Below are 17,903 nucleotides of genomic sequence, written 5' to 3' on the forward strand. Positions count from 1 at the left end.
CCAAAGAGGCTATTCTGTGAATTTGATTCCCATCAGCTCCATCAGTTTATGGGCATTGAAACTGGGACAAGGTCCTTCTTTCAGTGTGTAGTCAAAAAGGATTTTGTCTTCAAAAATCTGGCTGTGAAAGCTCCTGTTGATCACATAGGGCAGTTTGTCCTCCAATTGCGACAGCTCAATATCGTGGGTGGAAATGATGCCTTTGGAGGGACTAGCCGCCAGCTGGCGAATCAATGCCTCGCTGCCCATGATACGGTCAATCGTATTGGTACCTTTGAGGATTTCATCCAACAAATAGAAAATCGGCTGGTTGTTGGCAGCCATATCCAAGAGTTTTTTGATTCTCCCAAGCTCTGCATAAAACGAACTTACGCTCTCCCCGAGATTGTCGGTATTGCGCATACTGGTGAAAAGGCCAAAGGCACCGATTTCGAATTTCTTCCCGAAGATTCCCAAGCCCAAATTGGCCAAAACCATATTGATGCCCAAGGTCCGCATGAAAGTGGTCTTCCCGGACATATTTGAACCGGTCAACAGCACGGTTTTCTGCTCTTTTCCCAAGTGAAAGTCATTGCCGATCGCGGTATTGGGCAAAATCAGCGGATGCTTCAGGTCCATGGCCAGGACTTCGGCGCTCCTGTTCCATGTCGGCAAAACATCCAATTGCTCTTCAAAGGTGAATGAAGCCAAAGAAACCAATACTTGCCATTCCTTGAGTTTTTCCTCCCAGTCCGACATCAGGTAGCCATGGTTCTTTTTCCACCGAATCGCCCGGAAGTAAATCAGGAAATCGAGCCAAAAAAAGGCATTCGCGATAAGGTACATCAGGTTGAAGCGATTTTGAAGGAGGAAGGTCTTCTGTTCCAACTCCCTCAAAATTTGCGAACCCTTCAAATGTTGTGTCAGAAAAGACTGCTGCAGGCTATTCAGGTAGCTATCTCTAAAACCAGTGTTTTCCAATTGTTCCACCCATTTTTTGTAGGTCTTCAGGTCGCTAAGCAGCGGCATGGACGCCGATATCTTGTTCATCTTCATGAAAATCGAGGACATCAAGCCGATACCCACGATGATCCATATTCCCAGCCAAGCAGGGGAAATCACTTCCGACACGCTCATGGCCAAAAGCAACATACCTCCGATCGGTCCGATGAATGTGGGGATGAAATACCATTTTGGCCAATTTTCCCGTTCGGAAAGCCATTGGAAAAAGGGTTTCTTGGATTTTTCGTCCTTCAGAAAAGCCCGACCAATGGCCTCAAAACTCCTTGTAAAATCCCGATTCGCCGAGAGTTCGCGGATGGCAGACTGACGGGACAATGCAGTATCAGCATCCATCTCGCGCTTCATCCAGTCTGCCAGAAGCTGGGCGCCATCCCGGCTGACGGTGTGGTTGAGCAGTTGAAACAAGGAATGCTGACCAAAAAGATCCAGGTCATTGGCAAAGGGATGTGCTTTGTCCAGAAACTCCGTGCCTGAGTCAAAATCCTGCAGGTTCCGCGCTTTTCTTTTTGCAGTTTCCTGATCCATTATCAGCAGTTGTTCCAAAAACGCGATGTCGTCCTGAACCCGGATGAAAGCCAAAACGAAACGAAAAAACAATACAACCAAGCCAGCGAATACCAATAAAACCCAGGAATGATCTGTAGCGCCAATGATGAAAGTAGCAACCATGCAGAGGAAAAGCGCGATCCTTACGGTACTCAGAATGTGCTTTTTCCGTTTGTTTTTCGACAATTCAAGCCTAATGTCAACCTGCGAGCGTTCTTTTTTCACGACTTAAAATTATGCAAACATTGGGATGACTTCCTAGTACATTTTTTGCAATATTGTTGCATTAACAGTCAATCCAGCCTAACTTTGAACCGAAACGCCCCCTCCCTTCGTTGTCTATCTTGATAATCCAGCACGATCCATGTCAAAACGCACCGTCGTCATCATTCTATTCCTTTTCTCGTTTTGGTCGGTAGCCGCCATCCAAAAGGATCCCGATCTTTGGGGAATGTTTGCCAAAACAAGATTTGTGGAAAAACTCAACCGGGAGTTGAACATGTACTTTTTGTATCCGAGTTTCCCCGATGAGTTGAAGGCGATGGAGGGTAAGATCGTCAGTGTGTCGGGTTTTTACATTCCACTGGACATTGCCACGTCCAATTACGCGGTGTTATCAAAGTTTCCCATGGCGGAGTGCTTCTTTTGCGGTGGTGCTGGCCCTGAAACGATCGTTGTCGGAAAGCTCAAGACCAAACCTTCGCGCAGGATCAAGACAGACGAAATCATAACCATCAAGGGTAAGCTCAAACTCAACAGTGAGGATGTCGAGGAGATGAACTTCATTTTGGAAGAAGCAGTGATCGTAGCCAATTGATTTTTATGAAAAAGGCGAGAAAGAAACAGCCCTCACCTCCGCTTGCCGATACCTGGGATTTTTCGGAGGGATTCGGTGGTATACCCGAAAATGTATCTCTTACCCAAAATATTGGATGTGCCTCAAATTCAGGCAATAAGGGGAAAAAAACTTCAAAAAAATCCTCCTCGGACGCACTATAGTTAAGAATTTTTTGCTTTACTTTCAGTACTAAAACTTAATCCACATGAAAGCTTATCACCCAATTTCAAGACTTTCTGTGTGGGTACTGGGAGCACTTTTTGCCTTTTCCTGTACCGAAACAGAAGACCAACTTCCCATGGAGGACGCAGCCGTCCTTCAGGAAAACGCCGAAGTCGAAGCAGCTTACGAGGATGCGGACATGCTCACACTATCCGCGATGCAAAGCAACGGATTCAGTTTCCGTTCCCAACTTGACCTGAGAAATGACCTCTGCAACACCACCAAAGTCGACTTCTATCCGAACAACAGGGCGATCGTCATCAACTTTGGCGAAGGATGCACCAGCCCAAAAGGAGTGAACCGCAAGGGCAAAATCATGATCTATTTTTCCGCGCTGTCGCTGGAATCCGGGACTGAAGTTCTCATTACTTTTGATGGGTACGAGGTCAACGGCCTGAAAATCGAGGGCCGAAGGAAAATCATCAACAGGGGCTTCAATGCCGAAGGAAAATATTTTCTCTTTGAGACCTTGATCGCGGCCGGTAAAGTAACTTGGCCTGATGGTACTTTTGCAACTCTAGAGGGCGAGTTTGAGAAAAAACTCTATTTGCCAAATGACGAACGCGGTTTCAAAGTAGAAGTTTCCGGTGGTGCTGGGGGCAAAACGAGGCTGGGTGTTGGATTTATTTCCATTATCGAGAAGCCATTGACATACTTCCAGTCTTGCACTGACAAAGGCAACTGGACACCGTCTCTAGGAATGGTTGTCTTGACTGTGGGCGGAGAACTGAGTTACACGCTGGATTTCGGAAATGGAGACTGCGATAAGAAAGCGACTGTGACCAAAGATGGCAAGACGCTCAACATCAACTTGGACTGAAAATAGCAGTAAAAACAAAAAACCCTCTCCAATTTGATTTGGAGAGGGTTTTTTGTTTGGTATTATAATATATATCGAACTTGTTATGCGGTCTTCAGCCTCAGTTCGCCTTTTCGCTTGATGATTTTGAGGTCGAAGTATTGGTTGACAAAAAACTTGCAATGGTTTTCGGCCCATTCGGCGCGAGAATCTGTGTCATAGAGGATGGTCATCCGAAGCATCGTTTTCACATATTGCTCATGCTGACCGAGTTCCCGAAGCCAAGCCATGAATTGGTTGTACCAATCATCTTGGAATTTTTCCAAGTGGGTCCGACCGTCAAAAAGCAACTCAAGTTGGTTGTTTTTATGCTGGAAGCGATAAATCCCGCAAAGCTGCCTGTAAATCACCCTCAAGCGATCCGTTGGATAGTCATAGGTATCCAGGATTTTCCCAAAAACCTCATCCATGAGCATCAACGGGTTGTACAATTGGGTGTAGGATCGCTTCAGTTCAAAAACCATCATCTCCAACATGCGCTCCTCGAGCAAGCTTTGTGCTTGTCGCAGGATATAGTTTTTGTCCAAGGGGAAAAGTTTTTGGATCATTCTTTGGTGAAATCTGCCGCAAATTAGCAGAAAACCATGATTTTATGAAAATTTATTTTGGAATCACTTCGTTCAGCGCTTCCTCCACTAGGTCGGGTTCGAATCCTCGGGAAATCAAGTAAGCGGATGTTTTGTAACGCAGTGCCAAATCGGATTTTTCCTTCATCGCTTGTGATTTGCGTGCTGCCAATTTCACAATAGTCTGCCAATATTCTTCCCCGTCGATTTCTTTCATGGCCTGCTTGATGCAATAGCCACTGATTTTTCGCCATTTCAGCTCCTGCTGGATCTTGTTTCTTCCCCAATGGTTCAGATTGAATTTGCCACGTGCATAGGCTTTGGCAAAGCGCTCTTCATTCAGAAATCCCTCCTCAATCATCAGCACGATGAGGTTTTCGGCATCCTCTCCAAAAATCTTCCTTTCGGCCAACTTGGTCCTGACCTCCTCTTGACAGCGCTCCTGGTAGGCACAGTAGGCAGCCAACTTGGTCTTGGCCTCAACCAAAGTCCAGGGCTTTTTGCCTTCGGCGTTTTTATATTCTTTTCGGGGAAAGGACATTTTATGTACTTTTGGCTCAAAGTAACTGTATTGGTTATTTTTTTCAAATCCATCCACTCAAACCACCTTAAACCATGCGGAAGAAAATCGTTGCAGGTAACTGGAAAATGAACCTCAATCTGGAGGACGGCCAAAAACTCACTTCGGAGATCGTCAATATGCTCAAGGACGAAAATGTCCAGGATGTCATCACGGTACTCAATCCCCCCTACGTACATCTCTATACAGTTAAAAAACTGATTGGCGATACGCCCAACTTGTTTTTGGGTTCGCAAAACTGCTCCGATAAAGCCTCAGGTGCTTTCACGGGAGAGATTTCCGCCGGAATGCTGGCATCCTTCGGCGCGCAGTTTGTCATCCTGGGCCATAGCGAGCGCAGGGAATATTTCAAGGAATCCAACCAACTCTTGACAGAGAAAACCAAACAGGCCTTGGCCAACGGCCTGACGCCGATATTCTGCTGCGGCGAGCCTTTGGAAATCCGCGAAGCGGGCACCCATGAGGCCTATGTCAAGCAACAACTTACCGAGAGCCTTTTCGGATTTAGCCCAGAGGAACTATCCAAAATCGTGATTGCTTACGAACCGATTTGGGCGATTGGAACCGGAAAAACAGCAAGCTCCGACCAAGCACAGGAAATGCACGCCGCCTTGAGGAGCCACTTGGCCTCCAAGTACGGGCAGGTGATTGCGGACAATATCTCCATCCTCTATGGCGGTAGCGCCAATCCTGGCAATGCCAAAGAGCTTTTCTCCAAGCCTGATGTCGACGGAGGATTGATAGGCGGCGCTTCCCTTAAATCCCGTGATTTTGTCGAGATCGTGAAATCGTTTTGATTTCAGACCAATCAACTTTTCCAAAGTTGGGTTTAAAAATCTGTTGACTACTTTGCCATTAGTCAAACTTTGGAAAAGTTTCTACACCGAAAAAGCTTTAGATGCAATACCTGGAATTCAAAATATCCTGTGACGAACACTACAGGGAAATACTCATAGCCGAGCTCGCTGAGGTCGGCTTTGATTCTTTTCTGGAGACGGATGAAGGATTTGACGCCTACATTCCGGAGGATAGTTTTGACCGGAATAACTACACACAAGTGATTTCCCAATATGCCGATGTGGCGGATTTGTCCATCGTGGAGGGCAAAATGGCCAAGGTCAACTGGAACGAGGAGTGGGAAAAGCACTATGACCCCATTACCGTGGGTGATCAAGTTTACGTGCGTGCCTCCTTCCACAACCCAAGACCCGAATTCCCCTACGAGATCCAAATCAACCCCAAGATGTCCTTTGGTACTGGTCATCATGCCACCACGTTTTTGATGCTGTTGCATCAGCTGGGGATCGATCACCGGGGAAAGCGGGTGCTGGATATCGGTTCGGGGACGGGGATTTTGGCCATCATGGCGCACAAGCTGGGGGCTGCTTCGATTGAGGCCTTTGACATCGATGAATGGTGCGTCGAAAACGGCAACGAGAATTTTGACCTCAACGGCATGTCTGCTGTCCGTATGGGAAAAGGAACCGTCCGCGAGGTAAACCCACAGGGGCTATTTGATATCGTACTCGCCAATATCAACAAAAACGTGCTGTTGGACGAGATGGAAGTCTATTCCCATTTGGTAAAAGAAGGCGGATTCCTGCTGCTCAGTGGATTTTACGAGCATGATGTCGAAGATATTGCCGAGCGTGCCTTGGCTGTGGGGTTTGTGGAAAAAGCGATCGAAACCAAAGACCAATGGGCAGCCTTGGTCATGGAAAAGGTATGACAGAACTGATATTGTATGCCATTGCCTTTGTCCTCCTGATCGGACATACCCTGTTGGCCTCCAAAATGTACCGCGCTGTACACGCCGATACTTCCCTTGGCCTCAAAGAGAAAAATGACTGGAAACTCAAGGCACTGATTTTTCCGGGATATTTTTGGGGAAAGTACAAAGCAAGGAAATAAGCTTCTCCCCGCTGCAAAGATCAGAATCCCTCCAAATTCAAAAAATACCGCGTGCCTTTGAGCTCGCCGGACCTCAACAATGCGCCCATTGCCACCAAATCCTGCAAATCCCTCGTGGCGGTTGCCCTGGAAGCGGAGGTAATCGCAATGTAATTTTTCACACTCAGACCACCCTTGAATCCCTCAATTCCTTCCCTGAACATTCTGTTGAGGAGCTTTTCTTGGCGCTCGTTTAAAAGTCCTTTGAGTTTGTCAAACAATTTTGCCTTTTGGACCACGAACCCAACGATTTTGATCGAATTCTGCTGTGCCTCGATGATAGTTTTGGAGAAATACTGGAGCCAATCAGTGATTTCCAAATGCCTGTTGTTCCTTTCCAAAGCCGCATAATAATCCTTCTTGTGCTTTTCGATTGTATACGACAGCGCAATCAATGAAGGATGGCCCAGGCCCTCAGCGAGAGCTTTCTCAGCTATTGCCCGCCCTATTCTCCCATTGCCATCTTCTAGCGGATGAATACAGACAAAATACAGGTGGGCTATTCCCGCCCGCTGCAGTGGTTTAAGCCGATTCGGACCAAGTGTTCGGGTCACTTCAAACCACTCGACAAACCTGTCCATTTCCTTGGAAATTACCGCCGAAGGTGGTGCCTCAAAATGGACCTTTGTTTTCCCAATTGCCCCCGATACCACTTGCATGGGCTCTGTGCTGCTTCGGTATCTTCCGATATCGAGCAAGTCCCGTCTACCGTTGCAGAGCATCTTGTGCCAGGTGAATATCATTTCGTGTGAAAGTGGTGTGTCAAAACGCTGGTACAGGTCTACCATCATTTCCGCAATACCGTATTCCGCGGGGCTGATTTTCCTGAGTTCGGTTTGGAGTCCAAATTGCTTCTTGATTGAAGATTGGATGCTTTCCCGATTCAGGTATTCCCCTTCTATCAGGGATGTCTTCAGGGCTTCTTCCGAAATAATATCCACGATCAAATGCTCTTTGTCTCCCTGGGCAATGTGTGTATATGCGCCCAACAAATGCCCGGACTTCTTCAAAAATTCTTCCTCCAACCCGTCCAGTTCAGCAAGGTCGTATTCGAAATTCGGCCAATTTTTGGATTCCCAAATCCAATGCATGAGGTATAATAATAAAAATATAACTCAAAAATAGGCAAAAAATGAGTTATAAATCTAATGTTCGATAAAACCTTCGGCCTTTTTGATCGGAAACTGGATGGAAATACTACAACAAGAAAAGTGTGTAGACATTCTATTTTTCTGAACCATTTCCTCAATCCTCCTTTCCGGCCCCTTTGAAGTAATCGTCTTTGTCGGCGAAGAGGACGTTGAAGGTCGTGAGGGAACCATAGGCCCGGGTGATGTATTGCTGGAGTTGGATGCGGTCCTGGTCGTCAAGCTTCTCGTGGTTGTTGATGTTTTGCTCGAGGACGCGCAGCCTTTCCCGGATCATGATGATTTTGTGGAAAAAGGTTTCGATCGGAATTTCCTTGTTGCTCATTTCGGGATTGTAGGGATTGAGCGTGACGGTGCCCTTGAGCCATTTTTGCGCCATACTGACCCGGGGCAAGGGATCGTTCGAAGGCATTTTCTTGAGCGCGTTTTCCACGGCCTTTTCGATATCGGATAGCGAAATGGATACCGGTTCGGCCTCCTTTTTCTCGATCAATTCAAAATGGGGGAAATCACGGGCTATGGTCTTGACCTCAGCCGTGAAGTTGAAATAGATCTTATAATACTGGGCATCAGCCTCTACCACCACACCCTTCCCAAACTTGGGGTGCCTGATTTGACTTCCGATTCCGAGTTCCATTGCTGCCATAAATACCTGCGATTTTTAATTCCACTGCCAATATAAATACCTCTCCTAATTTTTCTATTTTCAGCCTCCCAAATCCCGCAAAAACCATGAACGCAGCCGACAGACTTCGCTTGCTTTTCGAAGAACAGATCAACGTGATGCCGATAGCCGAAAACCTTTTGGTTTTTGACGAAAGCAATTTCAGGGAAGAAATGGAAAGCCGCAATTTTCATACGGCGGTGTTTAAGAAGTCAGGACAGTATTGGAAATATGACGTCGGTGAAAGCGGGCCTTCCCCCGTGGAGGCGGACGAGATCATTCCCCAAGACACGCCGCTGATCAAGGCTTTTCGATTGCTGATTGCCAAGCGGCGGTATTTTATCGAGGAAGAGGGGCAGTTGGCCTACATCGTGACGAGGACGGATTTGGACAAAATTCCCGTTCGGATTGGCCTGTTTGGTGTGATCAGCATTCTCGAAACCCATATGAAAAACCTGATTCGAAATTACCTGCCAACTTGGGAAAGCAGCATTTCGGCCAACAGGCTCAACAATGCCCGGGATCTGTATGAATGGAAAAAGGCCAGAAAGGAAGAAATCGACTTGGTACAGTGCCTTCAATTTGGAGATTTGGGCTCGATCTTCTCCAAGCAGCAGCGCTTCAAGAAGTTTGATCCCGGACTCAGCCGGGAGGGATTTACGGACATGATGAATGACCTGGGAAAACTGCGGGACGCACTCGCCCACTCCCAATCCAGTTTGGGCTTTTCTTGGGAAGAGATCGACCAAATGGTTGGGTTTGTCCGGAAAATCATAGACTCCCCGGATCCGGTTTTTGAGGGTTGAAAAAACGCCGATTTTCTTTCGAAACACTTAAGGGCACTAGAAAACCCAACGATCGGCAACTATCTTGCCGTCCAGCCCCCGTCCACCGTCAACATGGATCCTACCATGTACGTGCCGGCATCGGAAGCCAAGAAGATCGCAGCGCCTTGGATCTCTTGGAGTTCGCCCCAACGTCCCAAAGCCGTAGCGCCGACGACGAACTTTTTCCCCTCTTCGGTATCCGCGATCGGAAGGTTCATTTCGGTCAAAAACGGCCCCGGACAAATGGCGTTGACCGTGATGTTCCAAGGTGCAAGTTCCAAAGCCAAGGCTCGGGTCATTTGGACCACCGCCCCTTTGGAGGAAGCATAAGGCGTACGGTTGGCCAATCCGACCAAGCCCAAGGTACTTGCGAGGTTGATGATGGCCCCTTTTTTACTTTCTTTCATATAGGGTGTGACGGCCTTGGAGGCCAGCCAAGTCCCCGTAACATTGACGTCCATTACTTGTTGGAAATCCGATTCCGTAAGCTCATCGATAGGGCCCCGGATGTTGATGCCGGAACTGTTGATGAGGATATCGATTCGGCCAAATTCTTCATGGGCCATTTTGGCCATGGCTTCCATATCGGCCTGATTCCTCACGTCGGCGGCGAAGGTAATGGCTTTGACCCGATAGGCGCTTGAAATTTCCCGCGCCACCGCATCCCCTTCATTGGCTTTGCGACTGACGAGCATGACATTGGCGCCCGCGGAAGCCAGGCCGGCTGCCATGGCGAGACCGAGGCCTTTGGAACCACCGGTGATGATGGCGGACTTGCCGCTGAGGTCAAAGAGTTTGATGCCGGGAAGGGAGGTGAGGGAGGACATGTGCTAGAATTGAGATTTGAGACGTGAGATTTGAGAGGCTAGAGACGAGAAGCGAGAGACGAGAAACGAGAGACGAGAAACGAGAAACGAGAAACGAGCGGAAAGAAACAAGAGACAAGAATTTCGGACAGAATGGAACATTTTGATGAAGTGCAATATTTACCCTAGACCCAGTTGCTTTTGGCTGTAGGCCAAGGAATCGAGGATATTTTGTTCTTCAAATGCCAGTTGCTGTTCGGGATCGAGACCCGAGGTCGCGGGGAGCTTTCCTTTGAAGCTTTGCTTGCGGACCATTTCCAAAACCGCAGCCAATTGCTTGGCAGGCAGCTTGTCGAAAGTTGCAAAATATCCCGTTTGCAGGCAATTGATTTTCAAAGGATCCCTTGTAATCATTTCCAGGCAAAAGGAAATGTTGGCCTTGTGCTTTTTGCAAAGCGCAACCGCCGCCTGCAAATCCACAATGCCTTGACCCAAAGGAACCTCCGAAAGCAGAAAGCCATTTTCGTATTCCTGTACGCCCATATCTTTGACATGCGTGGAAAAGGAGTATGGCGCCAAAGTGCGGATGACCTCGTTGGGGTCCTCCAAAAGCGCCAGGTTGTTGCCGAAATCCAAACAAGCACCCACGGCATTGCTTCCCAGGCCCTTCAGTATGTCAACCAACTCCGCGGCATGCCAATCTTTGTGGTTTTCGACTGCCAGCAGGACCTTGTGCTTTTCGACAATTGGCACGGCCAACTGGAGTGAAGTCAGGGAATTCTGCCTGAAAAGATTCCAGTCCTCCATCGTTTTGAAGGTTTCATACCTCCTGCCTCCGAGGCAGACTGTACGCATCACCTGCATTCCAGCTTCCTTTGCCGCTAGGATATCCTTTTCAAACCGGGCCACATCCTCTTTGGACTTGGGTAAGGAGATACTCGCCTCCAGAAAAAGGTTGTTTTTTTCCGCATACTCGCGCATCTTTTTGCGGAAATCCTCGGTCCAATTATTCACGCCCACTTGAATTCCCCCCGCTCCGATTTGATGGCAGTGACGCAACAGATCGAATGCATCCTTGAAACCCGGATAATTGGCGCTTGCCGTTTTTGAGTTCCACCTGATGCCGTAGGAGTGGACGACGATGCCCATTTTCTCCACACCAAGTTCCTTGGCGATCATCGGCAATGGCATTGCAAAAGCCAAGGAAGCTGCGCCAACAGTCTTCAGAAATTTCCTCCGCTCGGGATCATGCGTATCGATTAGGCTTTGGTTTTTCATGGGTTTGAAGGTTTGGAATCGCTGAGGCTTTCGATATGTTTGTTGAGTTCGGCGGCCGACCAGGGATACACGCGCCCTTGCGAGGTATGCCTTGTCGAGGACACGACACGTCCAGTGATCGCGCCGGCTTGGTTGCCCCACTCGTTGCGGATATAGGTCAAAATGGCTGCAATCGAAGCATCATCCATCGTGGAATGTGCTGGCATCACGGGTAGGATTTCGGGCGCATCATATTTTTTCCCTGCCACTTCGATAGGGCCTTCAATGCCATGGAGGATGATCAATGCGAGCCGTTTTTCGTCTCCCACCACCCATTCGGATGCGGCCAATGGCGGTCCCATCCTTGCCACGCCTTTACCGTTGGAGCCATGGCAACCTGCGCAAGCTGTCAGGTATTTCTGCCGCCCTTGGGCAAATAATTTCCTCCCATTTTCATCCAAATGCTGCCCGGAAGTAATATTTTGGGTTGCCTTGTAACCGGGCCATTCGTAGAGGCTCTTTACCATCTCTATCTTTTCGGGCTCAAGCTCGATGTCTTTCCTTTTGAAAAAATCAGGCCGTTGCGGCAATTCCACCAAAGCCAGATTGTTTGGATCACCGGCCTGGACAGCCATCGCCTGTAGCATGGACATTTCCCTCCAGGTGATCGGTGATTTGTCGGCCAATGCCAGAAGCCCCTTTATTTCCTGCGGATTGCGGTTTTTGATCGTCGCAGTAGTGAGCATCTCGACGAAAATCTCCTTGTGGGGCAGGCTTTCCGTCCATGATTCCTGAGAAAACAGGTAAGCCAAAAATGAAAATTCCTGCCCACCCAAACTGCTCAAAATCGCGTCCTGCATGAGTGGTTGATCCCCAAAGCGGTCAAAAAGGCCCGCCAGAATTTCTGATTTCAAGTCAAAATCCAGTACACCAGCAGTCAAAGCGAGTTGCAGGGCAACAACATCCGCTGCAGCCGGAAACATCTTTTTCATTGTCCCACCCAATTCGGACTTCCATGCAGGATTGTTTGAAGCCATAGGTTCAGAAAGCCGAATGGCGGTCTGCACGACCAAAGGATCGTTATCATTCAAACTTGACCTGAGAGTTGCTACATCGATCGCGACCAGGCCTTCGAGCGTCCAGAGGGCGTGAAATCTTCCCAAGGCGGTGCTCCCTTTGGTTGCCAATTCACGCAGTGGCGGTACCAGGTTTTGGTCTCCACTTTCCACCAAGAGCCTTTGGGCCATATCCCGCTGCCAGCCATCGGGGTGCGAAAGCATTTCAAGCAATTGGTTTGGACTCATTTCGGCCAGTTTCGGGATTTCCCTTGTTTTGGTTCTTTTAGGGACAACGCGCCAGATACGACCCATGTGGACATGTTGGTCGAGTTGGCGGCTTTGGGTTTGTTCCTTCAGATAGGGAGTCATGTAAGACCCGTGCTGCACGATACCGTGGTACATGTCCACAATGTACAGAGCCCCATCCGGTCCGACAGTGCCATGCACCGGACGAAAGCGCTCATCGTAGGAGGATAGGAACTCTTTGCCTGGATTGGGGTCATGGGCTTCCATGAGCCATCCCTTTTGCGTCACTACGTTTCGCTTGACGAGGTTGCCGGCATTTTCCATCACAAAGATGTTTCCCCGGTATTCTTCCGGAAAAAGGGTGCTTCTGTACACGACAGGCGAGCAGGCAGATGTAAATTCCAGCAATCTCCCGGCAGAATCCAGCGTCCCGGGAATGTAGCCGCGGTTAACAGCCAAGTTGGGCCGAGTGGGATAAATTCTCCGATCGATCGTCAGGCCATGGTCTATCCCCGAATTGGGTTTGTGGTTGGCATTTCTGTACAGGTAGTTTGCTGGAACCAAATCCCCGTGGAGTTGGGACCAGTTGTAATTGTAGATCAACCTGCCGTGGTCATCTTGGGAAATGCCCCACTGCCCGCGAAACTCGGTGCTGTCCCGCAGCCAGGTCCCATTTTGGAAACGGTACCGCAGACGTGACTTGGCGCTGTAGTACCAGTTGTCGACATTTCTCACAAAACCGTTGTCGGAATGCTCGGGGACACCATTGGCGGCATAGGTGGAATCCAGCAGTTCCTTCGAATCGGCCTTCAGGTCCCCGTCGCTGTCATAGCTGATCCAGAGCGCATTATTTTCAGCGATGAGTGCACCGTTTTTGAACAAGCCGATGGCCCGCGGCATCACAAGGCTGTCAAGATAGATCGTGCTCTTGTCCATCAGCCCATCACCATCTAGGTCTTCCAATACGGAAATTCTTCCAATCGGTGATTTCTCTTCAGTTCCTTCCAGATTACTCATATAACCCCGCATCTCGACGACCCACAAGCGGTTGTGCCCATCAAAAGTGATCAGGATCGGATCCTGCACCATCGGTTCGGAGGCGACAAGCTCGATTTCAAATCCCTTCTCCAACTGGAAAGTCTTCAGCTGATCTTCCGGCGACAAGGGAACGGAAACCAATTCCTTGGAAAAATCAGGCAGTTCCTGTTTGCAGGCAACCAATCCTATGAAGCAGATAAATGCAAACGCTACGCGGTACATGGGTTTATTGTCGTGAACGAGTGGCATACAGATCTGGGGAAAATCCTTCCCCGTAGATCCACAGCAGGGAATAAGTTGCGGTATATTTTGCGGAAAGGCAAGCCCCTTTTACAGGTGCGGTTTTTTTGCAGGAACTATTCCCAAAATCGCCTCCCAAAGTGACATACATCACTGTTTTTCAGGGATTATAGACGGTACTTTATTTCAAATTCCAAGAAGCCATGACAAAGACCGTTATCATCGGGGGAAATTTTGCAGGATTCACTGCAGCCCTCGAGCTCAAGCGAAAAGGAGGCAAAGACCATCATGTGGTGGTCATCGACCGAAACGACGATTTCCTGTTTATACCCTCATTGATTTGGGTTCCATTTGGAAGAAGGGAAGTCAAGGATATTACTGTGCCTAGGGGCGACATTTTCAAGAAAAAAGGCGTTGAGTTTTTCAAAGCCGTTGCCTTGGAAGTGGATCCTGACAGACAAGTAGTGATTACCGACCGCGGTGAAGTCGCTTATGACCATTTGGTCGTAGCCACCGGACCGAAAGTCGATTTTGATGTAGCACCGGGCGTGAAAGAATATGCGCACTACGTCGGGACTCCGATTGGTGCCATGAAAATCCGGGAATCCCTGGAGAAGTTCAAAGCCAATCCCGGTCCTGTTGTCATAGGGGCCACCCAAAGGGCAGGCTGCATGGGCGCGGCCTATGAGTTTGTTTTCAACTTCGAAAAATGGCTCCGCGAGCAGGGCATCCGCAAAAAAGTGGATCTGTATTGGATCACTCCGGAAACTTACTTGGGACACTTTGGAATCGATGGAATGGCTGGTGCAGAAACGATGCTGAAGTCATTCATGAAGATGTTCAATATCCACTTCAGGACGGAGGTAGCCGTGGAGAAAATGACCGACAAGGAAGTATTTCTCTCCAATGGTGAAAAGCTCCCCTACTCATTCTCCATGCTGATGCCGCCATTTGTTGGGGTGGATTTTGTCCAAAATTCTCCCAAACTCGGCGCGACAGGTGCCGGATACATGCCTGTTGGGGACGATTACCGTCACCCCGTCTATCCAAACGTATGGGCAGCGGGTATCGCAGTGGATGTAAAACTTCCTTTCAAACCTGGAAAGGTTCCTTTCAGCAGTCCTAAAACAGGATATCCCAGCGATGAAACAGGGAAAATCGTTGCAGAAAACATCGTGAGGGTGGAAAAAGGCAAATCAGAGTTGGTACACAAGCCTTGGGGCAAAATCCCGGGGATCTGCATCATGGATGCGGGCAAAAAAGAAGTGGTGATCTTGAGCAATAACCTCTTCAAACCCAGAAGTTTCGCGGTGATGATTCCCAATGTCATCTATGACTTTGGCAAAGTCCTCTTCGAGAAATACTTCCTGTGGAAAACCCGCCACGGTCTGAGCTTCTTGCCATGATGCAGGGAAGCCAGCTCGATCAAAACCCCGGAAAATCAATTTTCGGGGTTTTTTGGTTTAGAGAATGGGTGAAAGAATGGCAGATTGCTTAGAGTTTTTTGGCCTCTTCCCAATAGACATCCATCTCGGCCAGGCTCATCTCCTCGATCTTTTTTCCCGCTTCGCGTGCCGACTTTTCGAGGTATTGAAAACGCTTGATGAATTTGAGGTTGGTGCGCTCCAAGGCTTCTTCGGGATTGATATCGATGAACCTAGCGTAATTGATCAGGGAAAAAAGCAGGTCTCCAAATTCCCCGGTAGCCCGCTCTTTGTCGATTTGCTCGGTTGACACGGCATCGAATGCCTCCTTGAACTCCTGCATTTCCTCTTCCACTTTTTCCCACACTTGATTTTTCTCTTCCCAATCAAAACCTACACCCCGGGCTTTCTCCTGGATGCGCATGGCTTTGATCAATGCGGGAAGTGATTTTGGTACGCCACCCAAGACGGAAGTATTTCCTTTCTCCTGCAGCTTGATCTTTTCCCAATTCTGCTTCACCGTTTCCTCGTCTTTGGCCTCTGTGTCGCCGTAGATGTGGGGATGCCGACGGATGAGTTTCTCGCAAAGGCTATCGATGACAGTGCCGATATCGAAGGCTTCTTTTTCAGAGCCGATTTTGGCATAGAATACAATGTGGAGCAGGATATCGCCGAGCTCTTTTTTGATTTCGCCGAGGTTGTTTTCGAGGATCGCGTCAGACAATTCGAAGGTCTCTTCGATGGTCAAATGGCGGAGGCTTTCCAAGGTCTGCTTTTTGTCCCAGGGGCATTGGGCACGGAGTTCATCCATGATGGTCAGGAGGCGACCGAAGGCCTCCAATTGGTACGCTCTTTGTGACAAATCAGACATAAAGGGGGAAACTATTCAGAAAGTAAGGACGTTTTGAAGTAATTCCGTAAATTTGCGCAAATTCCATTGATATGGCAACCTTGTATTTGACTATAGGCTTCTTGGCATTGTTCTTTATCCTGATGTCCGTCAGGCTGATTTTCATCAAAGATGGTCAGTTTAAGGGCACCTGCGCGTCCCAAAATCCCTACTTGAACAAGGATGGAGAGACTTGCAGCTACTGCGGAAAGACCGTCGATGCCAACAGTTCCTGCGGCAACCCAGGCAACGAGGTCGACAAGGTCTTGGCCAAATTCAAATAACCAGTCTTTTTTATCCCGCCTTTTGCGGTTTTTTTATTGATTTCTAAACTGTTTCACAAGTGGCATTAATCAAATCTATTTCAGGAATTAGAGGTACCATTGGAGGCAAGCCGGGCGAAGGTTTGACGCCTTTGGATGTGGTGAAGTTTACCGCGGCCTATGGAAGCTGGGTCGTAAAAGAGACCCAAAACCCCAAAGTGGTGATCGGCCGTGATGCGAGGATATCGGGTGAAATGGTCTCCAAACTCGTGACGGCGACACTGCAAGGCTTGGGTATACACGTGATTGACCTTGGCCTCAGCACGACGCCGACGGTCGAATTGGCGGTGCCTTTGGAAAAAGCGGGCGGCGGTATCATCCTCACTGCCAGCCACAATCCTGCTCAATGGAACGCCCTCAAATTGCTCAATTCCCAGGGAGAATTTATTTCCGACGCCCAAGGAAAATCCATCTTGGAAGCCGCGGAAAAAGAAGACTTCTCCTTTGCAGACGTCAAGTCTTTGGGAAAATATACGCTGATTGAAGATTATATCGATCGGCATGTGCAGCATGTGCTTGGACTGAAGTTGGTGGACCGCGAGGCCATTGCCGCAAGAAAATTCAAGGTAGTGATCGACTGTGTGAACTCGACGGGTGGTATCGCTTTGCCGAAGTTGCTGCGCGCATTGGGTGTAGAAGATATCGAAGAAATGTACTGTACCCCCGACGGGCATTTCCCACACAATCCTGAACCTCTTCCAGAGAACCTAAGGGATATTTCCAGCAAATTGAAAAAGGGGAAATTTGACTTGGGCATTGTCGTCGATCCAGATGTGGACAGGCTGTGCTTCATGAACGAGGATGGTTCTCCTTTCGGAGAAGAGTATACATTGGTGGCTGTGGCGGATTATGTCCTTTCCCAAACACCGGGAAACACCGTATCCAACTTGAGTTCGACGCGTGCGCTTCGTGATGTGACCGAAAAAAGAGGGGGCAAATACGAAGCCGCCGCCGTGGGAGAAGTGAACGTCGTCAACAAAATGAAAGAGACCAATGCCGTCATTGGCGGTGAGGGCAACGGCGGTGTCATTTATCCTGAGTCACACTATGGACGTGATGCTTTGGTGGGGATTGGTTTGTTTTTGACCCATTTGGCAAAGTTTGGAAAAAGCATCTCCAGACTGCGCGCCAGCTATCCCAACTACTACATTTCCAAAAACAAGATCGAGCTGACGCCGGAAATCAACGTCGACAAGATTCTGGAAGAGGTCAAAAAGAAATACAAGAAGCAGCCAATCAACGATATCGATGGCGTCAAGATCGAGTTTGATAAGGAATGGGTGCATTTGCGTAAATCCAACACCGAGCCCATCATCAGGATCTATTCGGAATCAGCCACCCAAGTGACCGCAGAGCATTTGGCCAACAAGATCATCTTGGACATCAAGGAGGTAATTACTTCAAGCAAATAATTACCTTT

The 17,903-nt window shown here is 48.6% G+C and carries 18 protein-coding genes; 9 read left to right on the forward strand and 9 right to left on the reverse strand.

What is annotated here, in order from left to right; translation table 11 throughout:
• Nucleotides 1-9 precede the first annotated feature (9 nt).
• Nucleotides 10-1,773: a MutS-related protein gene (locus L0U89_RS18365; RefSeq protein ID WP_234862859.1), complete on the reverse strand. Its 1,764-nt coding sequence runs from the start codon at nt 1,771-1,773 to the stop codon at nt 10-12.
• A gap of 139 nt (nt 1,774-1,912) precedes the next feature.
• On the opposite strand from L0U89_RS18365, the gene L0U89_RS18370 reads away from it, so the two are divergent.
• Nucleotides 1,913-2,365 carry a hypothetical protein gene (locus L0U89_RS18370; protein ID WP_234862860.1) on the forward strand — a complete coding sequence of 151 codons (453 nt, stop codon included), beginning with the start codon at nt 1,913-1,915 and terminating at the stop codon, nt 2,363-2,365.
• A 226-nt stretch (nt 2,366-2,591) separates the two neighbouring features.
• Nucleotides 2,592-3,428, forward strand: a complete 837-nt coding sequence (locus tag L0U89_RS18375; protein WP_008625091.1) for a hypothetical protein — start codon at nt 2,592-2,594, stop codon at nt 3,426-3,428.
• A gap of 83 nt (nt 3,429-3,511) precedes the next feature.
• Here the strand turns inward: L0U89_RS18375 and L0U89_RS18380 are convergent, their stop codons facing one another.
• Both L0U89_RS18380 and L0U89_RS18385 read right to left on the reverse strand, forming a co-directional pair.
• Nucleotides 3,512-4,015: a hypothetical protein gene (locus tag L0U89_RS18380; RefSeq protein ID WP_234862861.1), complete on the reverse strand. Its 504-nt coding sequence runs from the start codon at nt 4,013-4,015 to the stop codon at nt 3,512-3,514.
• Between the two features lie 52 nt (nt 4,016-4,067).
• A complete protein-coding gene (locus L0U89_RS18385) occupies nt 4,068-4,574 on the reverse strand; it encodes a regulatory protein RecX (RefSeq protein ID WP_234862862.1) in 507 nt (168 codons plus the stop codon).
• Nucleotides 4,575-4,648: 74 nt separating this feature from the next.
• Between L0U89_RS18385 and tpiA the strand changes: the two genes are divergently transcribed.
• The 3 genes from tpiA (at nt 4,649) to L0U89_RS18400 (ending at nt 6,524) form a co-directional block, all read left to right on the forward strand.
• Nucleotides 4,649-5,410 (forward strand): triose-phosphate isomerase, encoded by a 762-nt coding sequence (tpiA, locus tag L0U89_RS18390; protein ID WP_234862863.1) that lies wholly within the window; start codon nt 4,649-4,651, stop codon nt 5,408-5,410.
• Nucleotides 5,411-5,511: 101 nt separating this feature from the next.
• Entirely contained in the window at nt 5,512-6,342 is an 831-nt protein-coding gene (gene prmA, locus L0U89_RS18395) for a 50S ribosomal protein L11 methyltransferase (RefSeq protein ID WP_234862864.1), read from the forward strand.
• Nucleotides 6,339-6,524, forward strand: coding sequence for a hypothetical protein (locus L0U89_RS18400; RefSeq protein ID WP_008625085.1), 186 nt, complete (start codon nt 6,339-6,341; stop codon nt 6,522-6,524). The genes prmA and L0U89_RS18400 overlap by 4 nt, the downstream gene beginning before the upstream one ends.
• Before the next feature lie 20 nt (nt 6,525-6,544).
• On the opposite strand, the gene L0U89_RS18405 is transcribed toward L0U89_RS18400, so the two are convergent.
• Both L0U89_RS18405 and L0U89_RS18410 read right to left on the reverse strand, forming a co-directional pair.
• Nucleotides 6,545-7,654 (reverse strand): Fic family protein, encoded by a 1,110-nt coding sequence (locus L0U89_RS18405; RefSeq protein WP_234862865.1) that lies wholly within the window; start codon nt 7,652-7,654, stop codon nt 6,545-6,547.
• 154 nt (nt 7,655-7,808) lie between these two features.
• Nucleotides 7,809-8,357: a DUF8685 domain-containing protein gene (locus L0U89_RS18410; protein ID WP_008625083.1), complete on the reverse strand. Its 549-nt coding sequence runs from the start codon at nt 8,355-8,357 to the stop codon at nt 7,809-7,811.
• 86 nt (nt 8,358-8,443) lie between these two features.
• Here L0U89_RS18410 and L0U89_RS18415 point away from each other — a divergent pair, with 86 nt between their 5' ends.
• Nucleotides 8,444-9,181, forward strand: a complete 738-nt coding sequence (locus tag L0U89_RS18415) for a CBS domain-containing protein (RefSeq protein WP_234862866.1) — start codon at nt 8,444-8,446, stop codon at nt 9,179-9,181.
• 59 nt (nt 9,182-9,240) lie between these two features.
• Here the strand turns inward: L0U89_RS18415 and L0U89_RS18420 are convergent, their stop codons facing one another.
• The 3 genes from L0U89_RS18420 to L0U89_RS18430 form a co-directional block, all read right to left on the reverse strand.
• On the reverse strand, nt 9,241-10,029 hold the full coding sequence (locus L0U89_RS18420) for an SDR family NAD(P)-dependent oxidoreductase (RefSeq protein ID WP_234862867.1): 789 nt from the start codon (nt 10,027-10,029) through the stop codon (nt 9,241-9,243).
• A gap of 159 nt (nt 10,030-10,188) precedes the next feature.
• Nucleotides 10,189-11,286 (reverse strand): sugar phosphate isomerase/epimerase family protein, encoded by a 1,098-nt coding sequence (locus L0U89_RS18425; RefSeq protein ID WP_234862868.1) that lies wholly within the window; start codon nt 11,284-11,286, stop codon nt 10,189-10,191.
• Entirely contained in the window at nt 11,283-13,856 is a 2,574-nt protein-coding gene (locus L0U89_RS18430; protein WP_234862869.1) for a DUF7133 domain-containing protein, read from the reverse strand. Before L0U89_RS18430 ends, L0U89_RS18425 begins: the two co-directional genes overlap by 4 nt.
• A 194-nt stretch (nt 13,857-14,050) precedes the next feature.
• Here L0U89_RS18430 and L0U89_RS18435 point away from each other — a divergent pair, with 194 nt between their 5' ends.
• Nucleotides 14,051-15,253, forward strand: a complete 1,203-nt coding sequence (locus tag L0U89_RS18435) for an NAD(P)/FAD-dependent oxidoreductase (protein WP_234862870.1) — start codon at nt 14,051-14,053, stop codon at nt 15,251-15,253.
• Nucleotides 15,254-15,341: 88 nt separating this feature from the next.
• Here L0U89_RS18435 and mazG read toward each other — a convergent pair whose 3' ends face one another.
• Nucleotides 15,342-16,142, reverse strand: coding sequence for a nucleoside triphosphate pyrophosphohydrolase (mazG, locus tag L0U89_RS18440; protein WP_008625074.1), 801 nt, complete (start codon nt 16,140-16,142; stop codon nt 15,342-15,344).
• A 71-nt stretch (nt 16,143-16,213) separates the two neighbouring features.
• On the opposite strand from mazG, the gene L0U89_RS18445 reads away from it, so the two are divergent.
• Together L0U89_RS18445 and glmM are read left to right on the forward strand one after the other, a co-directional pair.
• Nucleotides 16,214-16,444 carry a hypothetical protein gene (locus L0U89_RS18445; protein ID WP_008625073.1) on the forward strand — a complete coding sequence of 77 codons (231 nt, stop codon included), beginning with the start codon at nt 16,214-16,216 and terminating at the stop codon, nt 16,442-16,444.
• A gap of 59 nt (nt 16,445-16,503) precedes the next feature.
• Nucleotides 16,504-17,895: a phosphoglucosamine mutase gene (gene glmM, locus L0U89_RS18450; RefSeq protein WP_234862871.1), complete on the forward strand. Its 1,392-nt coding sequence runs from the start codon at nt 16,504-16,506 to the stop codon at nt 17,893-17,895.
• The last annotated feature ends 8 nt before the right edge of the window (nt 17,896-17,903 follow it).

It is taken from the genome of Mariniradius sediminis, from assembly GCF_021491425.1.
In the GTDB taxonomy this organism is placed as follows: domain Bacteria; phylum Bacteroidota; class Bacteroidia; order Cytophagales; family Cyclobacteriaceae; genus Mariniradius; species Mariniradius saccharolyticus.